The 22,036-nt window shown below is 55.1% G+C and carries 19 protein-coding genes; 3 read left to right on the top strand and 16 right to left on the bottom strand.

Features of this window, described 5'->3' with window-relative positions; genetic code table 11:
• Nucleotides 1-51: 51 nt before the first annotated feature.
• Nucleotides 52-1,140 carry a 3-phosphoserine/phosphohydroxythreonine transaminase gene (gene serC, locus ACFFK0_RS11290; protein WP_377470286.1) on the bottom strand — a complete coding sequence of 363 codons (1,089 nt, stop codon included), beginning with the start codon at nt 1,138-1,140 and terminating at the stop codon, nt 52-54.
• 153 nt (nt 1,141-1,293) lie between these two features.
• Between serC and thpR the strand changes: the two genes are divergently transcribed.
• Nucleotides 1,294-1,923, top strand: coding sequence for an RNA 2',3'-cyclic phosphodiesterase (thpR, locus tag ACFFK0_RS11285; RefSeq protein ID WP_377470285.1), 630 nt, complete (start codon nt 1,294-1,296; stop codon nt 1,921-1,923).
• 48 nt (nt 1,924-1,971) lie between these two features.
• Here thpR and glnA read toward each other — a convergent pair whose 3' ends face one another.
• The 11 genes from glnA to liaF form a co-directional block, all read right to left on the bottom strand.
• Nucleotides 1,972-3,396: a type I glutamate--ammonia ligase gene (glnA, locus tag ACFFK0_RS11280; protein WP_377470284.1), complete on the bottom strand. Its 1,425-nt coding sequence runs from the start codon at nt 3,394-3,396 to the stop codon at nt 1,972-1,974.
• A 229-nt stretch (nt 3,397-3,625) separates the two neighbouring features.
• Entirely contained in the window at nt 3,626-4,669 is a 1,044-nt protein-coding gene (gene aroF / locus ACFFK0_RS11275; RefSeq protein WP_377470283.1) for a 3-deoxy-7-phosphoheptulonate synthase, read from the bottom strand.
• Nucleotides 4,670-4,809: 140 nt separating this feature from the next.
• Nucleotides 4,810-5,331, bottom strand: a complete 522-nt coding sequence (locus ACFFK0_RS11270) for a DUF2062 domain-containing protein (protein WP_377470281.1) — start codon at nt 5,329-5,331, stop codon at nt 4,810-4,812.
• Between the two features lie 3 nt (nt 5,332-5,334).
• A complete protein-coding gene (locus ACFFK0_RS11265) occupies nt 5,335-6,270 on the bottom strand; it encodes a 4-hydroxy-3-methylbut-2-enyl diphosphate reductase (RefSeq protein ID WP_377470280.1) in 936 nt (311 codons plus the stop codon).
• Between the two features lie 71 nt (nt 6,271-6,341).
• Nucleotides 6,342-7,832: a sensor histidine kinase gene (locus ACFFK0_RS11260; protein WP_377470279.1), complete on the bottom strand. Its 1,491-nt coding sequence runs from the start codon at nt 7,830-7,832 to the stop codon at nt 6,342-6,344.
• Nucleotides 7,833-7,834: 2 nt separating this feature from the next.
• Nucleotides 7,835-8,521 carry a response regulator transcription factor gene (locus tag ACFFK0_RS11255; protein ID WP_377470333.1) on the bottom strand — a complete coding sequence of 229 codons (687 nt, stop codon included), beginning with the start codon at nt 8,519-8,521 and terminating at the stop codon, nt 7,835-7,837.
• Between the two features lie 131 nt (nt 8,522-8,652).
• Nucleotides 8,653-10,206, bottom strand: coding sequence for a S1C family serine protease (locus ACFFK0_RS11250; protein ID WP_377470278.1), 1,554 nt, complete (start codon nt 10,204-10,206; stop codon nt 8,653-8,655).
• A 158-nt stretch (nt 10,207-10,364) separates the two neighbouring features.
• Nucleotides 10,365-10,778 (bottom strand): YugN family protein, encoded by a 414-nt coding sequence (locus ACFFK0_RS11245; protein WP_377470277.1) that lies wholly within the window; start codon nt 10,776-10,778, stop codon nt 10,365-10,367.
• Between the two features lie 76 nt (nt 10,779-10,854).
• Entirely contained in the window at nt 10,855-11,523 is a 669-nt protein-coding gene (locus ACFFK0_RS11240) for a response regulator (RefSeq protein WP_377470276.1), read from the bottom strand.
• Between the two features lie 2 nt (nt 11,524-11,525).
• The gene (locus tag ACFFK0_RS11235; protein WP_377470275.1) at nt 11,526-12,581 is read right to left on the bottom strand and encodes a sensor histidine kinase; all 1,056 of its coding nucleotides are present in this window, start codon (nt 12,579-12,581) and stop codon (nt 11,526-11,528) included.
• A gap of 1 nt (nt 12,582) precedes the next feature.
• A complete protein-coding gene (gene liaF / locus ACFFK0_RS11230) occupies nt 12,583-13,695 on the bottom strand; it encodes a cell wall-active antibiotics response protein LiaF (RefSeq protein ID WP_377470274.1) in 1,113 nt (370 codons plus the stop codon).
• Nucleotides 13,696-14,011: 316 nt separating this feature from the next.
• Between liaF and ACFFK0_RS11225 the strand changes: the two genes are divergently transcribed.
• Nucleotides 14,012-15,313 (top strand): ammonium transporter, encoded by a 1,302-nt coding sequence (locus ACFFK0_RS11225; protein ID WP_377470272.1) that lies wholly within the window; start codon nt 14,012-14,014, stop codon nt 15,311-15,313.
• 113 nt (nt 15,314-15,426) lie between these two features.
• Here ACFFK0_RS11225 and ACFFK0_RS11220 read toward each other — a convergent pair whose 3' ends face one another.
• The 4 genes from ACFFK0_RS11220 to ytxC all read right to left on the bottom strand — a co-directional run bounded on the left by ACFFK0_RS11220 (nt 15,427) and on the right by ytxC (nt 20,360).
• Nucleotides 15,427-15,798, bottom strand: coding sequence for a hypothetical protein (locus tag ACFFK0_RS11220; RefSeq protein WP_377470271.1), 372 nt, complete (start codon nt 15,796-15,798; stop codon nt 15,427-15,429).
• A 510-nt stretch (nt 15,799-16,308) separates the two neighbouring features.
• Nucleotides 16,309-16,983 carry a 3D domain-containing protein gene (locus tag ACFFK0_RS11215; protein WP_377470270.1) on the bottom strand — a complete coding sequence of 225 codons (675 nt, stop codon included), beginning with the start codon at nt 16,981-16,983 and terminating at the stop codon, nt 16,309-16,311.
• A 176-nt stretch (nt 16,984-17,159) separates the two neighbouring features.
• The gene (thrS, locus tag ACFFK0_RS11210; RefSeq protein WP_377470269.1) at nt 17,160-19,097 is read right to left on the bottom strand and encodes a threonine--tRNA ligase; all 1,938 of its coding nucleotides are present in this window, start codon (nt 19,095-19,097) and stop codon (nt 17,160-17,162) included.
• Between the two features lie 333 nt (nt 19,098-19,430).
• Entirely contained in the window at nt 19,431-20,360 is a 930-nt protein-coding gene (ytxC, locus tag ACFFK0_RS11205) for a sporulation protein YtxC (RefSeq protein WP_377470268.1), read from the bottom strand.
• Nucleotides 20,361-20,580: 220 nt separating this feature from the next.
• Here ytxC and ACFFK0_RS11200 point away from each other — a divergent pair, with 220 nt between their 5' ends.
• The gene (locus tag ACFFK0_RS11200) at nt 20,581-21,696 is read left to right on the top strand and encodes a GGDEF domain-containing protein (RefSeq protein WP_377470267.1); all 1,116 of its coding nucleotides are present in this window, start codon (nt 20,581-20,583) and stop codon (nt 21,694-21,696) included.
• Nucleotides 21,697-22,036 lie beyond the last annotated feature (340 nt).

The raw sequence follows: 22,036 nt of genomic DNA, 5'->3' as shown, positions 1-22,036 counted from the left end.
CGCAAGAGAGACACCCGTGGCCGGATGTCCCTCCGTTATGATCCTTTTTCCTTATCCGTTGCGGCGTTGGAAATCGCTCATAAACTCGGCAAGCGCCTTGCACGACTCCAGCGGTACGGCATTGTAGGTCGAGGCGCGGAGACCGCCGACGCTGCGGTGACCCTTCAGTCCGACAAACCCTTGCTGCTCCGATTCCTTGATAAACTGCTTCTCGAGCTCCTCGGATGCCAGACGGAACGTGATGTTCATACGCGAGCGGCTGCCCGGCTGAGCGGCACCGCGATAGAAGCCGCCGCTGTTATCGATCGCATTATAGATCAGGTCCGTCTTCTCGATGTTACGCTTCTCCATCGCCGCTACCCCGCCATTGTCACGGAGCCATTGCAGCACACGGTTCATCATGTACACCGAGTAAGCCGGCGGCGTGTTGTACAGCGAGTTGTTCTTGGCATGGATATCGTACCGCAGCATCGTCGCCAGGCCCTTCGGCGAAGCTTCCACGAGCTCATCGCGTACGATAACGACGGTTACGCCGGACGGTCCCAAGTTCTTCTGAGCGCCCGCATAAATCAGCGAAAACTTCGACACGTCTACAGGACGCGACAAAATATCGCTCGACATATCGGCGATCAACGGTACGCTGCCGGTATCCGGGAATTCGGCGAATTGCGTGCCTTCGATCGTTTCGTTCGAGGTCAGATGGAGATACGCAGTATTCGGATCGACGACAATCTCGCTGACCGCAGGCATGCGCATGAACTTGTCCGCTTCCGTCGATGCCGCGACCGATACGTCGCCGAACAGCTTTGCTTCTTTATAAGCCTTCTCCGCCCAAGCGCCTGTCAGTACGTAGGACCCGGATTTGCCGGGGGTGAGCAGGTTCATCGGAATCATGGCGAACTGCGTGCTGGCTCCGCCTTGAAGGAACAAAACCTTGTAGCCGGACGGTACGCCGAACAGCTCGCGGATCAACGCCTGCGTCTCGTCGTTCAGCGCTTCGTACTCCTTGCTCCGGTGGGAAATCTCCATTACCGACATGCCGATTCCTTGATATTCGACAAGCTCACGAGCCGCGCGCTCCAGTACTTCGAGCGGAAGCGCGGCCGGTCCTGCATTGAAATTATAAGCGCGATTTCCCATGTAACTACTCCACCTTTTTCCGTTTATTTAGGGCTATGATAGCAATATTCATAGGCTTCGGCAAGCAAAATAATCGTGAAGATTTCTCGCGAGGTTTCCCGTGGGAATGGGGAATGCTAACCGAATCACCTGCAGTTCAAGGAGGTCCCTCGTTTGACTCACAAGGCATTCCAGTCGACAAACCAGCCGCCGCGATTGTTCGCCGCCGTTCCTGTCCCGGACAATATTCGCGCTGCGCTGCATGAGATCGGCCGAAGGCTGAAAGATCAAGTCCGTTTTCAAAAATGGACCCATCCCGACGACATCCATATTACGTTGAAATTTCTCGGGGAAACGCCGGCCGCCCGGGTTGATGCCGTCATGGATGCGCTACGTTCGGCGGCAGCCGACACCGCTTTACAGCCGTTCGAGCTTCAAGCAGCAGCACTTGGAGTGTTCGGACCGCCCGCTCGCCCCTCCATCCTGTGGACAGGGCTGCAGGGCGACAAAACATCGCTAATACAGCTTCAGAGCGCTGTAGAAGGGGCTATGGCAGCGTTAGGCTACGAACGCGAGGAACGGGGGTACCGCCCTCATATCACGCTGGCGCGGCGCTACAATGGCTCAGCCGGCTTTGACCGTAAAGCGCTGGAAACCGCCGAAGAGCTGCTGCAATCCCATTCGCTGCGCTGGACGGCGGACTCCATCACGCTATACCGCAGCCACTTGGGACGGACGCCGATGTATGAAGCCCTCGCCCATTTCCCGCTGCAAGCCGCCGCGCTCCGTTCTCCTCTCGCGTAAAAGGCTCTCGACGATTGTCGAGAGCCTCGATATGAGTGCTATAGTCAATTAGCAATCGAAGTACAGGCTGTACTCGTGCGGGTGAATGCGGATGTTGACGGCTTTTGCTTCGCCGCGCTTCAATTCGACATAGTTGTCGATGAAGTCCTTCGTGAAGACGTTGCCTGCGAGCAGGAACTCGTGATCTGCTTCCAGTGCGTCCAAAGCTTCGTCCAGGGAACCCGGTACGGAGCGGATCTCTGCCTTCTCAGCGTCGGACAGCTCGTAGATGTTCTTGTCGAGCGGACCGTAGCCCAGAGCGCGAGGATCGATTTTCTTCTGGATGCCGTCCAGACCGGCAAGCAGCATAGCTGCGAATGCCAGGTAAGGGTTCGCTGTGGAGTCCGGCGTACGGAACTCGATGCGGCAGCCCTTCGGCGTTACGGCAGCGATCGGTACGCGAACGGCTGCGGAACGGTTGCCTGCGGAGAATACCAGGTTAACCGGTGCTTCGTAGCCAGGAACCAGACGCTTGAACGAGTTCGTCGACGGGTTCGTCAAAGCGATCAGCGCCGGAGCGTGGTACAGGATACCGCCGATGTAGTGCAGAGCTATTTCGCTCAGGTTTGCGTATTGGCCAGCTTCATAGAACAGCGGAGTATCTTGATCCCAAATGGACATGTGTACGTGCATACCCGAACCGTTGTCGCCGAACAGCGGCTTCGGCATGAAGGTCGCCACTTTGCCGTATTGGCGAGCTGTGTTAGCGATGATGTACTTGTATTTCAGAAGGTTGTCGGCAGTTTTCGTCAGCGTGTCGAAGCGGAAGTTAATTTCGCCTTGACCGGCTGTCGCCACTTCGTGGTGGTGACGCTCGATGCGCAGGCCTGCTTCCATCATCAGTCGGCACATTTCGCTGCGGATATCCTGCTGCGTGTCGATCGGCGCAACCGGTACATAGCCGCCCTTAACAGGGATTTTGTAGCCCAGGTTGCCGCCTTCTTCTTTGCGGCCTGTGTTCCAAGCAGCTTCTTCGGAATCAACCTCGAAGAAGGACTTGTTCATGCCGGACTCGTAACGAACATCGTCGAAAATGAAGAACTCGGATTCCGGTGCGAAGAACGCCTTCGTGCCGATTCCTGTCGATTGCAGATATTCTTCAGCCTTTCTGGCAATACCGCGCGGGTCGCGGTCATAGCGCTGGCCGTCCGGGGTATAGATGTCGCACATGATGATAAGAGTAGGATGTGCAGTGAATGGATCGATATAAGCTGTTTCCGTAACAGGCATCATAACCATGTCAGACTGCTCGATACCGCGGAAGCCCGGGATCGAAGAACCGTCGAATGCTACACCGTTGACAAACGTATCTTCATCCACCTCAGTCGCAGGCAGCGAAATGTGTTGTTCTTTACCAAGAAGACCTACGAAACGAAAATCTACCCACTCGATGTTTTTTTCCTTAATAAGGTTTAAAACGTTCTGAACAGACATGGATTACCCTCCTATTTCCGTACATTCAAAGTGTTTGATACGAGCAATGTTCATCATTTGGCTCGTCGTCTTGCCCATATTATAAGTCTTCGCCAGAAAGCACGTCAATACTTATGTCAGGTATTTTTGATCCAATTGTAAGGTATTCTAACATTTCTGACATAAATAATTGCCTTCCCCGATTCCTCGAGGAAGGCAAATGTTATTGGAAAATAATGCTTCCGTATTATTAAGCGTGAACCGCTTGCTTCGCAACGTCGAAACGCTTGCCGAACAATGGAGCGAGCTTCTCGAAATCCTGCAGCAGACGGGCAAACTGATCCGGGAACAAGGATTGTACGCCGTCGCCGGTCATCGAGTTGTCCGGGTCGGTGTGCATTTCGATGATCAGCCCGTTGGCGCCCGCAGCTACCGAGGCTTTCGCCATTGGCTCCACCAGCTCGCGGCGGCCCGTGCCGTGGCTTGGGTCGGAGATGACCGGCAGGTGGCTGAGGCTTTGCAGGACCGGAATCGCCGACAGGTCGAGCGTGTTGCGCGTGTAGGTCTCAAACGTACGAATACCGCGCTCGCAGAGCATAACGTTCGGATTTCCGCCCGCTAGAATATATTCGGCGGCGTTCAGGAACTCATCGTACGTTGCGCTGAAGCCGCGCTTCAGCAGAACCGGCGTTTGGATCGTGCCCAGCTTGCGGAGCAGATCGAAGTTTTGCATGTTGCGCGTACCGACTTGGAGAATGTCCGCGTATTCGGCGCAGATGTCGACGTATTCAGGCGTCATGACTTCAGTGATCGTCAGCAGGCCGTGCTTGTCGCCGGCTTCCTTCATCATCTTCAAGCCTTCAACGCCAACGCCCTGGAAGCTGTAAGGACCTGTCCGCGGCTTGAATGCTCCGCCGCGCAGCACTTGGCCGCCGGCAGCCTTCACCAGACGGGCGATTTCGTCGATTTGCTCCGGCGACTCGACGGCGCAAGGTCCGCCCATTACCGTCAGCTCTTCGCCGCCGATTTCAACCCCCTTCAGCTTAATGACGGTGTTCGCAGGATGGAAGTCGCGGGATGCAAGCTTGTAGGACTTGGAAATTTTCACAACTTGCTCGACGCCGGACAGCTGACGCAGGTGCTCGCCCAGCTTCGGGTCGAATTTGCCGATGATTCCGATGACGGTTTTGTCTTCGCCTTTGGACACATGAGCTTGAACTTCATGCTTCTCGATAATGGAAACGATCTCCTGGATGCGTTCTTCCCCGGCCTTGCTGGACATAATGACGATCATTGCAATCCACTCTCCCATATTTGTTCTGTATCACTTCAACGCTTATACGCTTTTAAGCTTTTACTCGCTAAAGCAACTATACAACGCTTGACGGAATTCCGTCAAGCACGAAATTGTAATGATTTAATGAAGAGAAGCGGCTATCCCTGCATAAGCCGGACGCGCCGCTTCTCTTTGCGCCGATTCGCCGTATAAGTGAGCAGCATGCGAAGCGGAATGTATGCGGCAAGCGCCAGCAGCACGCCGTCGATCATGCCGCCCACGATCAAGGCCAAGCTTTTCTCCATGACGCGCGCAGCCCAATGCGGAAGGTGATGCAGAAAATAATGCTCCGCTTGTTTCGGCAGCACAAGGCTTCCGACCCTGACATTCAAAAAAGCCATCGGTACGTAGATGATTTTACCGAACAGAAAGCCGATGAAGGCAGCGGCCAGATTGGCCCGGAGCAGCGCTACGAGCGGTAAGATGAGCAGAGCGGCAAGTCCGCCGGTCGGCAAAGTGAACATTTCGATCGCAAGGCCGATGCCGAAACCAAGCGCTACTCTGTGGGGGCCGCCTTTCGCCCGCAGCAGCCGCACATATTGATAACGAAACCAACGTCCCGCTTTGCGCCGGTCGAACTTTCCGTATGCGGCAGCCGCGTTTCGGTTCGTCTTCACCATGGCTTAGCCCCGTACGGTAATCAATTTTTTCATATTAATGGTGCGCTTGATTTCCCAGGTCGACTCGTCCTTCGGATCGAAAGCTTCCAAATATTCGATAACTTCCTTCGTCACCGGTGTCGGCGTTGACGCACCCGACGTAACGGCCACCTTCCGCACCGGCAGCAGCCATTCGACCTTCAGCTCGGACAAATCGGCGATCCGGTATGCCTTGACCCCGGCAATCTCTTCCGACACCTGGGCCAGACGGTTCGAATTGTTGCTCTTCGGGTCGCCGACGACAATCGTCAAATCCGCTTCTTTGGCCTGCTCGGCGACGGCTTCCTGCCGCACTTGGGTTGCCAAACAAATTTCGTTATGAATTTCCGCATGCGGATATCGCTGGATAACCCCATTCATCAGATGGCGAATATCCCATTGGCTCATCGTCGTCTGATTCGTGACAAGCACCCGCTCCGCCTTAATCTCGAGACCGTCCAGATCGTCGAGGCGCTCGATCAAATGCACCTTGCCCGGAGCGACGCCGACGGCGCCTTCCGGCTCGGGATGCCCCTGCTTGCCGATATAGATCACTTCGTACCCTTGCGCGGTCTTCTCCCGGATCAAGTCGTGCGTGCGGGTAACGTCGGGGCACGTCGCGTCCACGACCGTCAGCCCCTTCTCTGCCGCGCGGCGGCGCACTTCTGGGGAAACGCCGTGCGCCGTGAAGATGACGGTGCCTTTGTCCACTTGCTCCAGAATATCCAGGCGGTTCGTGCCGTCCAAGGTCACGATCCCTTCCTGCTCAAAATATTTCGTTACATGCGCGTTATGCACGATCATGCCGAGAATGTATACCGGTCTTGGAAGATCGAGATTTTTTGCTGTCTGCATCGCCAGCGTCATCGCATCGACAACGCCGTAGCAATAGCCGCGCGGGGATATTTTCAAAACTTCCATAACAGCTGCAGCCCCCGTTCGCAAATGGTTTTGGTGGGAATCAACGTATATCGAATCAAATTAATTATAGACTATTGCAGGGCCGCTTGAAAGCGCGCCGGCAGCCAGATGACGAAAGTGGTCCCCGTATCCTTACGGGTCATGACTTCGATGGAACCGCCGTGCTCGTCGATGATCCACTTGGCGATCGACAGCCCGAGGCCTGTGCCGGACGTTCTGCCCCGCGACTCGTCGGCACGGTAAAACCGTTCGAAAATATGCGGGACTTCTTCCTTCTCCATCCCGATGCCGGTGTCCGCAATCCGGATCCCGATCTGGCCGTCGGCCCTGACCGCATCCATCGTCACCGTACCTTCCGGCGTGTACTTGAATGCATTTTCGATGAAAATGAACAGCAGCTGCTGCAAATAATCGCGGCTTCCGGTCACGCGCACGCCGTCCAGCGCCTCCAGCGACCCGACGATCCATTCCGCCTTCCTGTCGAGAAACGCCGCCCGCCGCGCCACTTCTTCCACGACCGGCTTCAGCTCGACCTCCGCCTTCTCCATCTGCACGCCCGCATCGGCCCGCGCGAGTGACAGCAGATCGCCGACAAGCCGGCTCATCCGCTGCGCTTCGCCTGCGATATCCTTCATCGCCTCCAGCGACAGCTGCAGCTGCTCCGGATCGTGCCCGTCGTTCCCCTCACCGGAAGCTTCCGCGGCACGCGTCCACATCCGTTCCAGCAAATCGACGTTGCCCCGAATCGTCGTGAGCGGCGTCCGCAGCTCGTGCGAAGCATCCGACACGAACCGCCGCTGGGCCCGGTACGCTTCGTCAAGCTCCGTATACATAGCGTGAATGCGGTCCAGCATCCCGTTAATCGTATGCGTCAGCCTGCCGACCTCGTCATAAGGCCCGTTGTAATCGATGCGCCGGCCGAGATCGGCTCCCTGCTGGATTTGATTCGCCGCTGCGATCACCTTATCGATCGGCATAAGCGCCTTGCGCGCCAGAAACAGCCCGACCGTCGCAGCGGCAAAGATCGCAACGAAGGCCAGCATAAACAAAATATATTGAAGCAGCTGGAAAAATTGTTCAAACGTTCCGATCCGCGTCCCCATCTGCAGAACGCCGACGATCTGATAGCCCCCGCCGGACGTAGGTAAGAACAGCGGTTTGTTATAGACGAGAAACGGCTCATCCCATAACGTAATCTTCTCAAAAAAGCTTTCCTTCTCCTGCAGAAGCTTTTTCGTTTCCTGGGTAACCGGCAGCGTAGTTCGGGTCTGCTGCAGCAGCCAGGAACGGCTGACGGTATTATCGGTAAAATTGTACACTTGCGTATAATAGCTGCTGGAGAGCACATCGGTATCGTCCAGGAGCAGATCGAGCCCGCTGCCGCGCAGCGAATACACCGGCAATATGCGCTGATACGTCTTGTTTCCTTGCACCTGCATTTCACTGCGAATCTGATCGTATAAGTAGTAGTGCAGAAAAAAGTACAGCCCGGCTCCGAACAGCAGCAGCGTTCCCGCCAGAATTCCGGTATACCACATGGTGAGGCGGAGACGAATCGACATCGTCAATCTCCTCTCAATACATAGCCCGCGCCGCGAACGGTTTGAATGATTCGCTTATGCCCGTACTCTTCGGTCTTCTGACGCAGCAGGGCGATGTACACTTCGAGCACGTTCGATTCGCCGCTATAATCGTAGCCCCATATTTTTTCCATAATCACGTCGCGCGACAGCACCCGCTTCGGATTTTGCAGGAACAAGTGCAGCAGCTCGAATTCCTTCGCCGTCAGTTCAATGAGCTGATCGCCGCGGGTCACCTCGCGCGTATCGAGATCCATCGTCAAGTCGTCATAGGAGATGCGGTTCGTCGGCGCTTCCGCGCGTTCGGTACGGCGGCGGAGCAGCACGCGCACGCGGGCGAGCAGCTCTTCCAGCGCGAACGGCTTGACCAAATAATCGTCGGCGCCCAAGTCAAGCCCTTTGACCCTGTCGCTAACCTCATCCTTTGCAGTCAGCATCAGAATCGGCACGTCGCTGCCGCCCTCGCGGATGCGGCGCACGACTTCCCAGCCGTCTACCTGCGGCATCATCACATCCAGGATCAGCAGGTCCGGATCCTGCTCCAGCATCGCCTTCAGCCCGTCCAGCCCGTTGGCCGCCGTCGCCACCGTATAGCCTTCGAAAGCGAGTGCGCGGCGCAGCATGGACGTAATTTTGTCATCGTCGTCGACGACCAATATTTTCTCTCTCACCGGCTGATTCAGCCTCCCCGTTAAACCCGTCATCATAAGCACTCCCATTGTATCACGTACTCCCGCTTACCAAAAAGGAGCAGGGCTTCGGGAACCCCGATAGCCTCTGCTCCAAAAGCACGGTCCGTATCTTAATTATTCAGGTCGGAATTTTCATTCCGGTCTCCTACTGTAACAGAGACATCCTGCTTGGCACCGTTGCGCACGATGGTCAGTGTCAGCTTATCGCCGACTTTCGCCGCTTCAATTTTCTTCTTCAAATCCGCGGTGTTCGCAACCTTCTGGCCGTTCACTGCCGTAATGACGTCATATTGACGGATACCCGCGGTAAACGCCGGCGTACGACGAGGCACGGAAGCGACTAGTGCGCCTTCCGTATTCTCCAGCTTCAGCTCGGAAACCCAATCCTGGCTAATATCGGACAACTGGACGCCGATGTACGGAGCCGGCTCCTTCGGAATCGTAATGTTGTTCTTCAGGTTATTGAGAACTTGAGTCACTGTATTGGTTGGAATGGCAAAGCCGATCCCTTGCGCTTGCGCGCTTACGGCTGTGTTAATCCCGATGACTTCGCCGTTCAAGTTCAACAGCGGTCCGCCGGAGTTGCCCGGGTTAATCGCCGCATCCGTCTGGAACAAGTGCTTATAGTTGCGCGTACCATTCTGGTCCGGAATCGAAATCGGACGTTCCTTCGCGGACAATACGCCGACCGTGACGGTATGGTCGAAGTCGTATGGGTTGCCGATAGCAACGACCCAATCGCCTTCTTCAACAGTGTCCGAGTTGCCGATCGGTAGAATCGGGAAATCCTTGTCGCCTTCAATCTTCAGAGCCGCAAGGTCCAAATCGTAGTTGCTGCCGAGCAGCGTCGCTTTGAACGGCTTGTCGTATCCCTCTACCGTAACATAAATCTCCTCGGCGCCGTCAATGACGTGCTCATTCGTCAAGATGTAGCCGGACTTTTCGAAAATAAATCCGGTCCCCGCTCCGCCCGGAACGAGCTGGTCGCCGCTCTGCGGCTGCTGATTGTCGAACGAATCTCCGAAAAATTGACGGAAGAATGGATCCGAAAACAGCGAGCTGCCGCTTCGGCCGCTGCGCGCCTTCACCTTCGTCTCGATCTTGACGACCGCCGGGCTTGCCTGCTTAAAAATCTCGGAAATGTTGTCAGGACGGGATGTGTCGAGCGCCGCCGTCGTCGCGCCTCCGTTGTTGCTTCCCGCGCTGCCGGTTCCGCCGGCATTCGATTGGGAAGCGGCGGGACTCGAAGTCAGCGGCTTCACGTCGCCGGTAAACATATTCGTCTTGTCGGCGGCGAACATCAGCCCGCCTACAACGACGGCACCGGCAAGGAATGCGGAGAACACGCTCTTGAACGAGGTGCGCTGACGCTTCTGCTCCTGCCAGCCGTTGAACGTCGTCTGCTGGCCGGAACCGTCCGTATAGCCGAACGGCCGAACCGGACGTGGCGGCGACACTTCTACGCTGCCCGTCGAGCCGCTCGCCGCGGACGTATACGTGGTCACTTCCGCTTCGCTCTCCGGACGCTCGGCTCCGGATTTATAAGGACCGTAAGAGTAATAGTACGAAGGCTGCTCAGCTTTGCCGGTCCGTTCTTCGGCATCGTGATCCTTCTGCGGCTTGAAGAATTCGTCATAGTCGCGTTTGTTGTTGTTGTCTTCCATAGCATATGCCCTCCGTTTATAAAGGTAAGATTGCGCCGGCCATCGGTTCGTATGAGCCGCCGGCGAATGCAGATGATTAACTGGCTATGCCTCTATCATGCACCCTCAACCTTAATCGCACATTAAAGAAACTATAAACGGAGGTAAAAGATTCGGTTTTATTGCAAAAATTCCGCTTCCACTTGCTCCAAAAGCTGTGAAGCCTGCGTGACCCACTTCTGCTCCACTTCGGCATCCGGGTCGAGCGGAGCCGAGAATTGGTCGACCAGCCCGCCCATCACTTCCACTTCCGCCTCCGGGTCGAGGCCTTCATTATACACATGCTTCAGAACGAACGGCTGCCCCAGCTCTACGCGGGCCCCGGTCTGCGCGCTTTCCGCATCGATCACTCCGCGCGTCGCTTGGAACGGGATGCGCAGAAACACTTTATGCGCCTCGTCCAGAGAACGGTCGAAGTAGCCGTGCTCGTAGTCCCAGTTGCCTCCGATGTTAAATTGAAAGCCGGTCAGCACGTCGCGGACACGGTCGAACGATTCTTCTTGATGCTCCAAACGGGATTGCAGCGGTTTCATGCCCAGGCTCCTCCTGTATGCCGGAATCCGGCCTATTATGGAGAGTAGGCTTCCCCCGCAGCTGGCTGTTTATGTGTCAATTGCCCGCTTTGTCCATCCAGCCCTTCCTGTGCGCGTAGATAGCGAGCTGCGTCCGATCCTCGAGCTCGCATTTCATCAGCAAGTTGCTGACATGCGTTTTCACGGTTTTAATGCTGATATGAAGCTCCTCGGAAATGTCCTTGTTGGTTTTGCCTTCCGCGATCAAGAGCAGCACCTCCTTCTCCCGCGCCGTCAAGTCGTCCGTTTCCCCCGGAGCCGTACGCTGCCTTAAACCGCGGGTCAAGGCAAGCGACACCTCCGAATTCATGACCGGAACGCCGCGCGCCGCGCTCAGCACCGTGTCCACCAGCTGGTCGGAAGAAACCGTCTTCAGCACATAGTTGAACGCCCCTGCCTCCACCGCCTGCACGACCTTCGCCTCCTCCAGGAAGCTGGTCAGCATGACGACGCGGATGCCGGGGTATAGTCTCGTTACTTCTTTCGTCGTTTCAATCCCGTCCATGACCGGCATCATCAAATCGACGAGCATCACATCGGGCCGCTCCTCCGGCGTCATCGACTCCAGCTTTTGAAGCGCTTCCTTACCGTTGCCCGCTTCCGCCGCTATAACCAGCGACGGCTCCAGCATCATATACGTACGCAGCCCGGTACGCACCATATCGTGGTCGTCAACAATCATCACTTTCACACTCGCCGTATCCATCACTATTCGTTCGTCCTCTCCGTTTCATTGTCCGGGAACTTCGGAATGCGCACCCGTACCGTCGTACCGCTGCCGATCCGGCTGACGATCTCCACATCGCCGCCCAGCTTCTGTGCGCGTTCCCGCATCGTGCTCAGTCCGTGCGATGCCGAAGGCAGGTCGCTCTTGGCAAACCCTTTGCCGTTATCCAGCACGAGAAGCACGTATTGATGCCCGTGATCCTGAAGCTGCAGCGTCACTTGCGTAGCCGAAGCGTGCTTGACGATATTCGCCATGCTCTCTTGTATAATTAGAAATAATTGCTGCTCCATAGCCTCCGGAAGCTCACCGTTCACGTTCACATCCAGCTGACCCTGCAGCTCATTCGTTCGGCAATATTCCGGGAACCACATATCCAGCGCCTCCTGCAGCGATTTGTCGTGAAGCTCGATCGGCCTCAGCTGAGCGATCAATCCGCGCATTTGCTTCTGGGCGTGATGAGACATACGGATCAACTGATCCATCAGTCCTGCGGCGGCGTCCGGATTGCGCTCCAGCACTTTCGGCAGCGAAGATGCGGACATATGCATAGCAAACAGCTCCTGGCTTACCGTATCATGCAGATCGCGGGCAAGCCGGCGCCGCTCCTCCATGACTGCCGCTTCCGTAGATGCGTATTCGGCCAAAGCCTTGTCCCCGCCAAGCTTCTGCAGCAGCTGCATGCGATCGCCAAGCGACCTGGCCATCCGGTTGTATTCGCTGAAGATTTGCTGGAACGGATCGTTCGGTTCAATCGGAATCCGGTTCGTGAAATTGCCTTTGGACAGCTCGATGATCGCAACGTGCAGCAGATCGATTTTCCGCTGCATCCATTTGGCAGCAATATAGCCCACTACTTGACCGGCGCACACAATCGCGGCGAACACCCCAAGCTGCACATCGCCGCGGGTAAGCTGATCTCTATAATATTGGAAGGCGACCCACACGCAGGCTACGGCGAGCAAGCTCGCCGTAAAGAAATACACCATAAGCCGCCATTTCATATTAAATTCGCGAATTCGTCTCAGCACCAGCCTCACGTCAGCCCACCTTCCGTACGACGACATCGCCGATGAAGGAGCTTACGATCAGCTTGATTTTCCGCTCGGCTTCGTCATAGCTTGCGGACTCTGTTCTCAGGTTTCTCATCATCCCCGTTTCGTGACGGTCCAGCACGTGCATATCGCCGATGAAGGACGAGGCGCTTACGGAGATTTCCAGGTCAAGATCAGCAGGTACGAGCATCTTCACATCCCCGATGAACGCCGACACGACAATCTTCGTCTCGCCGTAAGGGACGGTCGCCTTCGTCAGGTCGATCAGCGTATCGCCGATAAAGTGGGATATGGTCATCGGCTGCAGCTCCCAATAATCTTTACCCAGCACGACGTCGCCGATGAAGCCGGACTTGTGCTGCGCCGCCCCATGGCCGGGCCCGAACGTATTAATGTACTCGTGCTTATGCTCGTTTTCGTACTGACGCTGGTAGTGGCGCCAATTACGGCAATCTTCCTTCCAAGCGTGGCGGGCTTTTTTATGCTCCCATTTGGCCGCTTTGAGCTGATTTTTCCAATTCTCCATATCCGCTTTAAAGCTGTCTTTATGAATCTGCTTATGAATCTCCCTTTGAGTCTCCTTTGGAATCTCCTCACGGCTCTCCTTAGGATTCTCCTTGTTGTTCTCGCTGCAGCCTTCTTTTGGCGTGTCCGTCTTCCCGTCGATGCTTGGGGGCTCCTCCCCGTAAATATCATAGTAAGAACGGTCAGGGTGCCTGAAATCGCCGCCCTCTTTATCCACCACTGGAGGAGATGGAGGGGCGGAAGAGGACGGCTTGAACATGACGCTTAACCCGAACAGGATAAGCGCCACAGGACCCAAATAAGCGAACATCTCTCCGATGGACAAGCCCGTGATTCCCAGATTATGCAGCAGGAAAATAACGCCGACCCCGCATACGACCACGTTCCAAATCGCCGCACTCCATCCGTAACGCAGAGAGGCGAGCATACCGTTTACCCCCGCGATAATAATAAACACAGGCCAGTAGGTGCGCAAAAGCTCGCCGATATTAATCGTAATCAGCCCGGTCTGATTCAGCAAAAACAAAACGCCGGCGCCAACCAGCAACAATCCTATAAAGACGCGCTGCAGCATGTTATTCCCTCCGATGACGTGTGACCGGCTCCGGAAATCGATTCGGTTGGGCCCGGTCTTGAACGATTTGTACTGTAGCTTCAGTGTACCGAATCAACCCGCTCTTGAGAAGAGACGAGGGGTGGAGGCGGGAATCGGTCCCGAGACTGATTTTATATCTAACACGATACGTCATATAATACAGAAAATCCGAATATTAAGCCTTCATTGTCACTTTATCTTACGCATTTTATTGACAGTTTCTTCGACACCCCCGTATAATTGGTGTCAACAGCTTTATTCATGTTAGCTATCATCCGGTGGAAGGGGCCAAATCATGAGCCTGGAGACGCTTGCAAGCGGTCTTGATACGATCTGGGTTGTATTAACGGCTGCAATGATTCTGCTGATGGAAGGCGGTTTCGCTCTGCTCGAGGCCGGCTTCGTCCGGCAAAAAAACGCGGTAAGCATTATTATGAAGGTTTTCGTCGACATCGCCTTCGGCGCTCTTATCTTCTACTTCTTCGGTTTCGCACTCATGTACGGCAAAGACGCCTTCGGCATCATCGGTACTAGCGGGTTTCTGCTTAACGGGGACCTGTCCCACATTAATCTGACGATATCGAAGGAAACGTATTGGCTGTTTCAAAGCGCCTTCGTCATCGCCGTTATCTCGATCGTATCCGGCGCGGTAGCCGAACGCATCAATTTCCGGGCCTATATCCTGTATACGATCGTCATGACCGGACTGATATATCCGATCGCCGGCCACTGGGTATGGAGCGTCGGCGGCTGGCTCGGCAAGCTCGGCATGATCGACTTCGCCGGCTCGGCCGTCATTCACGCTCTGGGCGGCTTCTCCGCCCTGGCGGCGGCCATACTCGTCGGTCCGCGAATCGGCAAGTTCGGCTCCGACGGATCGGTGAATATCGTCCCTCCGTCCAACCTGCCGCTTGCATCGGTCGGCGCCTTCATTCTTTGGTTCGGCTGGTTCGGCTTCAACTCCGGTTCTACGCTCAGCGCCACGAACAGCTCCATCGGACATATTGCGGTAACAACAATGCTGGCGGCAGCCGCCGGCTCGGCCACCTGCATTCTGTTTACGATGCTGCGCTACCGCAAGGCGGATCCGCCGATGGTCATCAACGGGGCATTGGCGGGCCTGGTCGGCATCACGGCCGGCTGTGCCTTCGTCTCCGACATCGTCGCCATCGGTATCGGCATCGTTTGCGGCATTGCCATGGTGTTCGCTACCGAATTTCTTGAATCTCGCCGTATCGACGATCCAGTCGGCGCGTTTGCGGTGCACGGCGTCAGCGGCTCCATCGGCACGCTTGCCGTCGGCCTGTTCGCGATGCCGGAGCTGACGGCGAATGTCGGCCAAGGCTATGCCGGACTGTTCTACGGCGGCGGCTGGTCGCTGCTCGGCGCACAGGCGCTTGGCCTGCTCATTTGCTGTATCTGGGGCTTTGCCGCCACGTGGATCGCTTGCAAATGGATCGGCAAGCTGACGCCGCTGCGCGTGTCCCGCGACGAGGAGCTGGTCGGCCTCGACGTCGGCATTCACGGCGTACCGGCCTACAGCACCGAAGACGGGTTCCTCGATCTCGGCACGCTCAAATCCGATCTCAAGCCTTAACCGCACGGCGTCTTCTCCCCCGGAGAGGGCGCTTTTTTTTACGAACAAAAATAACCTTGCAGCGAGCGTTATCAACGCCCGGGCAAGGTTACATCCATCCTTCGGTATGCTTGTTACGATCCTAAGTCCTCCGGCACATGCACATCGTCATGCGGCTGGGATTGCGTCAATATCGCCTTAGCCTGTTCAACCTCGGCGCGCAGCCGCTTCACCTGCTCCATCGGCTTCTTCACATAATGAATATATTCCACGGCCAAATGATGATCCGGCTTCTTGCCGCTAATCATCCGGCGGAGCGGAGACATGGCTTGATAAGCGCGATCCTCCATCAGGCGCTTCTTCTCGTAACGGGCCACAACCTGCTCAATTTCGGCGATGGCTTGCTCTTTACGAGCAATATACGTCTCCAGGAACGGGTATACGTCGGCAGCTTTTCGTTTCGTCCACTTTAGCGGCTGATCGTTTGACATCGCTGAAGTTATCATGAGAACTCACCTATCTCCCACACGTCATATAACTTAACAATGCTCTTATTTTACTACAATCAGGGCCGTTTGAATACTACTTTATGCAAAATAAAGGGGAGAAGCGGCGCTTCTCCCGTGTTCAAGCTTGCATATGTGTAAGGTTTTAGCGCTTATTTCGTTTTACCGGCCTTAGGTGCGTTAGCTGGCTCGGTTGTCACATTCACTGCTTCCGCAGCAAATTCAGTGTCTTGAAGTTGTTGTTTCTTTTTCTTTGCCATCTCAATCACCTCCCCGGTACTATGATGTACTGCAGCGTTAGTTTTCATCAGTGGTAATTGCTGCAAAGCCAACACCAGGCCTTTGGCTGCATGCCGCTTTGCTGCGAACTGCAAGGTCCTGTGGTCGGGTTCCTGAATTAAGCGGCTTTGAAGGCGTTAATTTTGTTAAATCCCAGCGGCCTTCGACATGGCGATAATACCGGGCACTTTAGCCCCCCCCTTTACTTAACAAGCCAAAAAAAACACCCGCCTAAATGGCAGGTGTATTCAAAATTTCGTTCTGCAGCTCATTCATCATCACTTCGGTCAGCTTGCCTTCGCCCTTCTTGACGACCAGTACGGTAACCGTCTTCTTGCCCCATTCACGGAACACCTGATCCTTCGTATCGAAGTACAAATCGATTTTCTTCCCTTTGATCGCGCTGCCCGTATCCGCTACAATCCCATAGCCGTACCCTGGAATATAAAGTACCGTGCCAATCGGAAACACCTTCGGATCCGCAGCAACGGTGGAAAACGCATATTCGTCGCGTTTAACTTTCACGCCCGAATACGTGATTCCGTATTCCGGGTGCCCCGGCGCCTTCCCTGTCGACTCTTTGCCTGCATAATAGCCTGTAGCAACGACTTCCACTGCCTTATATGATTGTAACGCATCTTTGTTAAGCTTTGGCACCAGCTTGTAATTGACGGCAACCTTGCGCGACGTCTCCGGCGACGATTCCCGTTCCGGCAGATCCGGCTTCTCGTAGGCAATTACCGGTTTTACTTCATCCTCGAGCAGTGTTTGTTCCCTGACAATTGCAGGTACCGGCGTTGTCTGCTGATGATTCGAGGCGACCAGATCGCGGTCGACGCTCGTTCCCCCCATCACCGTAAGCAGCAGCATACCGAACCACTTGGTAATGCTCATTCCGATTTCCATAAAATTCGATACCTCCCCTACTATAGGAGGTTGTCCAATTTCCTTTCCGTTTATACTTTACAGAGCTTCAATAGTAGATTCCCCCGCTGGGCCGTACTATATGTATGCCGATTTTCATGCAATAAAAAAAACTCCGGAAACGGAAATTATCCGCCTCCAGAGCTTCATTCTTTGATTTATACGACTTTATTCGCTACTTCGTCCGCAATCAGCTTGATGACATCTTCCGTGCTTTGCGCGCCCAAGTCGCCTTGGCCCCGTTTGCGCACCGACAGCGTGCCGTTCTGTACTTCGGCCTCGCCGCAGACGAGCATATACGGGATTTTCTCCAGCTGTGCTTCGCGGATTTTATAACCAAGCTTTTCGTTGCGCAGGTCCGCTTCCACGCGGACTCCCGCCCGCTGCAGCTTTTCCGTTACTTCGCGAGCGTAAGCCTCGAACGCCGGCGATACCGGCAGCACCTTCGCTTGAACCGGCGACAGCCATGTCGGCAGCGCACCCGCGAAATTTTCCAGAAGGAATGCAGTCATGCGCTCCATCGTGGAAATAATGCCGCGGTGGATAACGACAGGACGATGCTTCTGTCCGTCTTCGCCGATGTATTCGAGCTGGAAGCGCTCCGGCAGCAGGAAGTCGAGCTGTGCGGTCGAGAGCGTCTCTTCCTTCTTGAGAGCCGTCTTGATTTGTACGTCGAGCTTCGGTCCGTAGAATGCCGCTTCGCCTTCCGCTTCGTAGAACGGAAGCCCGAGCTCTTCGACAACCTCGCGCAGCATGCGCTGCGACATCTCCCACATGGCATCGTCGTTATAATACTTCTCTTTATCGTTAGGATCGCGGTACGACAAACGGAAACGGTAATCCTTAATCCCGAAGTCTTCATATACTTGACGAATCAGGTTGACGACACGGGCGAACTCTTCCTTGATCTGATCCGGACGGCAGAAAATGTGAGCGTCGTTCAGCGTCATCGCACGCACGCGGTGCAGCCCGGTCAAAGCGCCGGACATTTCGTAGCGGTGCATCGTGCCGAGCTCGGCAATTCGTACCGGAAGGTCGCGGTAAGAGCGCATTTCGCTCTTGAACACCATCATATGGTGCGGACAGTTCATCGGGCGCAGCACCAGCTCTTCGTTATCGAGCTGCATCACAGGGAACATATCCTCATGGTAATGCTCCCAGTGGCCGGACGTTTTATACAGCTCAACGTTGGCCAACACCGGCGTATAAACGTGATCGTACCCGAGCTTTTCTTCCAGATCGACGATGTAGCGCTCCATCACGCGGCGCAGCTTGGAGCCGTTCGGCAGCCAGAGCGGCAAGCCTTGGCCGACCTCGCGCGAGAAGGTGAACATGCCCAGCTCTTTGCCGAGCTTACGGTGGTCGCGCTTCTTCGCTTCTTCAAGCAGCTCCAGATGCTCGTCCAGCTGCGCTTTCTTCGGAAACGCCGTTCCGTAAATGCGCTGCAGCATCTTGTTATTCGAATTACCGCGCCAGTATGCGCCGGCGACGCTGAGCAGCTTGAACGCCTTGATCCGGCCGGTAGACGGCAAATGCGGGCCGCGGCACAGATCGAAAAATTCGCCTTGATCGTAAATAGTAATCGTCTGGTCTTCCGGCAGCTCGTTGATGAGCTCCAGCTTCAGCGGATCTTCCAGCTCGCCGAAGATGCGCAGCGCTTCCTCGCGGGAGACGACGCGGCGGGTAATCGCAAGATTTTCCTGCGTGATGCGCTCCATCTCTTTCTCAATCTTGACGAGATCTTCCGGCGTCAGCGACTGCTCCATATCGATGTCGTAATAGAAGCCGTCTTCGATGACCGGCCCGATGCCAAGCTTAACGGCCTTCTGCCCGTAGATGCGCTTGATCGCCTGCGCCATCAAATGCGCCGTACTATGGCGGTATACTTCAAGACCTTCTTCATTGTCAAGGGTAATAATGGCGAGCTCAGCGTCGCTTTCGAGCTTCGTGCTCAGATCGACGAGCTTGCCGTTCAGTTTGCCGACAACGGCGTTCTTGCGCAGCCCCGGCGAAATCGATTCGGCAACTTGCTCGACTGTAGTGCCCGGCTCGTATTCGCGAACGGCACCGTCGGGCAGCTTGATTTTGATCGTCATGGGGGTCAACCTCCTTGGCATTTGGACAAAATAAAAAACACACCGCATCCGCAAAGGGACGAGTGTGTGCTGTGATCGGCTCGTGGTTCCACCCTACTTCGACAGCGCGCCCGCAGGCGGCCATCCTCAAGGATTCGGTAACGGGAATAAACCGGCGAGGTATAATGACGGAGCTAGGTTCCGCGTTCCACTTCGCAGCTACGAAGAGGTAAATTCATGGGCGGACGGAAGGAGCTTGCACCCGGGGCCCCTCTCTCTGAACAGCCGGTCCGTGAATTCATGGCTTCGATCATCGCTTCATGAGAAACATTATAACTGCGAGCGGCGCCGCGGTCAAGGCGAGAGCTGATCGTGCATCTTGACCTCTCCGAAATGGGCTTGGCAGCTCCGGCAATACGAGCATACCGTCGAGCGGTTTTCAAAAATTTGGGTGATCGTATGAATGACCTGCTGATCCGGCTCCCGAGTATGAATAAAAATCGTCTGGGGCGAAACCGTAATCAGGGTGCTAACGATCATATCCTCCAAATTGATGTCCTTATCGAGAATTTCCAGCGTGAACGAAGAATCGAGGGCGCTCGTATCGATCGGCTCCCACTTGTCGTTCAGGATCAAAAATTCATGTCCGCCTTTGTGCACGAGATGAGCGGCTGGAATTTTCGCTTCCTGTATATACACAAAGTATTTCAGCAGGGAGATGAATTCCTGATATTGGCGGTCCATCATAAATTCATCGATAGCGTATTCCACGACTTCGCGCATTTCATCGATATAATCGTTGAGCCGGAACCGCAAAAATCCTTCCAGGTTGAGCCGTGTTTGCGCTCGAAGGTACTCCGTGACTGCAGCAGCGATCTTATATCGCCTGCGATTATTGATTTCGTCGCTGGAAATCAAGCCTTCGTGATCATAAAACAAAAACTGCTTGCAATACCCCTGAATATGCTCTACGTCCTCTTGACTCGTATAGTGATATTCGCGAATGATGAGATCCTTCAAAATGGCGCTCTCCCAGCGCTCCTGGACGTAGCCGGCAATCGCGTCTCCCGCCCGCGAATAGACCGCCTCTCCTTGCTCGTGAAGCTGGAAACCCGGCAGGATCGCCTCCACTCTCACAACCGAATGCCCCTCCAGCTGCAAGGCTTGTACCGCAACTCCATTCGGACTGTTATGTAAAGGACCGAACGCATCCTGCAGGCGCTGCGCCAGCTCTAAGGACGCTTCCTCCGAGGGCTCCATCAGTATCAAGGTGAACAGTTCCAAAAGGCTCACTCCTTTCCTACCGGGTCAATAGCTCGGTGCATCGCAACGCTTCCTTCTCAGTGTATGTCGGGAGATTGAGAGATATACAACCAACTATTGGACATGAGGATCAAGCCGGCTGCCTTAGAGTTTGTCGAATTGTGCGAAAAGTCCCGTTCCATCCTTTCTTTGGAAATGATATGATGGTAGATAGACTGATTGTCACGGTGGAGTGTATCGAATGATAAAAAAGATCGCCGCGGCCGGAGGAGACCCTCTGCGCTGGAGCCGCAAAATGTTAAATTTGTACTGGGTGCTGTTCGGAATCGGCATAGTAGCCCAGTTTGCCTATATGTGGACAGAGCCGGACCCGCTTGCCTATATGTACGGTTTGTTAGCCCCGACTGCGCTCTTTTGGCTGATCGGTCTCAGTTTGATGGAGCTGCTGCTTCGCCTGTTTCACCGCGGCGGAGATTACATTATGATTTCGGGAATGGCTTATTATTCGTTCATTCTGATGGTGTTCCATTATCAGACGGTCGTCGTGGTGACTACATGCTTTTTGCCCTTGCTCGTTTCGATGTTTTATTTGCGCCGAAGCAAAGTGATTTTCTCGTATGCGCTTGCTTTGGCGAGCTACGCGGCAATGTTCCTGATTCGAGGCTATCAGCTTCCGTACTTGGCGCCGAAGCACATCTTCATCGTCGCTTCCTCGTTAACGGTCGCCGCTTACATTATCGATGCTTTCATGAGTCGTTCCGCCGAGCTTGAGCGCGATTTGCGGCAAACGCTTGAATCGAAGCAGGAGCTGATGATTCAGAACACGTTAATGGACAAGCTGGCCAAGACGGACGCCTTGACCGGGTTGTACAATCACATGACGTTCCATGAATATTTGGACAGACTGATCGAGCAAAGCGAGACAGGACAATTGTCACTGCACATTGCTTTGCTGGACATCGACAACTTCAAGAAAACGAACGACACTTATGGGCACCGGGCCGGAGATATTGTTCTCAAACGGGTCGCCGAGACGATCAGCCAGTCGGCGGGCGCCCATGATTTCGCTGCGCGTTACGGAGGCGAGGAATTCGCTGTTATTTTCACGGAAAAATCGCTGGATGAGGTTGTGCTGCTTCTGGAAAATATGCGCAAACGCATCGAGAGCATCCACCATTCGGAATTAGACAATTATGTTGCCACGGTCAGCATCGGGCTGCACGCTTATGGCCGCGGGATGGGCAAAGAGAAACTGTTCGGAGGCGCTGACGAAGCGCTGTACGAGGCGAAGCGGACGGGCAAAAATAAATTGGTCGTGTGCGAGCAGCCCGGCGGGGCGATGAAGAGGAATGCGTGAGGTGCCTGTGTGGGCGCCTTTTTTTTGTTTTAGGTTTTGTATGTTTTACAACAGCGTGCCGCAGGATATATGAATTTGGTGCGAGTTTGGAGCGTAGCGGGGACGTAGTTGGGGCTTCGTTGGAGCGTCGTTGGGGCGTCGTTGGTGTGTCGTTGGTGCGTCGTTGGTGTGTCGTTGGTGCGTCGGTGGGGCGTCGTTGGTGTGTCGGTGGGGCGTCGTTGGTGTGTCGGCGGGGCGTCGTTGGTGTGTCGGTGGGGCGTCGTTGGTGTGTCGGTGGGGCGTCGTTGGTGTGTCGGCGGGGCGTCGTTGGTGTGTCGGTGGGGCGTCGTTGGTGTGTCGG

Origin of the sequence: Paenibacillus chartarius, from assembly GCF_042432825.1 — a bacterium.
Taxonomy (GTDB): domain Bacteria; phylum Bacillota; class Bacilli; order Paenibacillales; family NBRC-103111; genus Gordoniibacillus; species Gordoniibacillus chartarius.
This window is presented reverse-complemented; position numbering and strand designations above follow the sequence as displayed.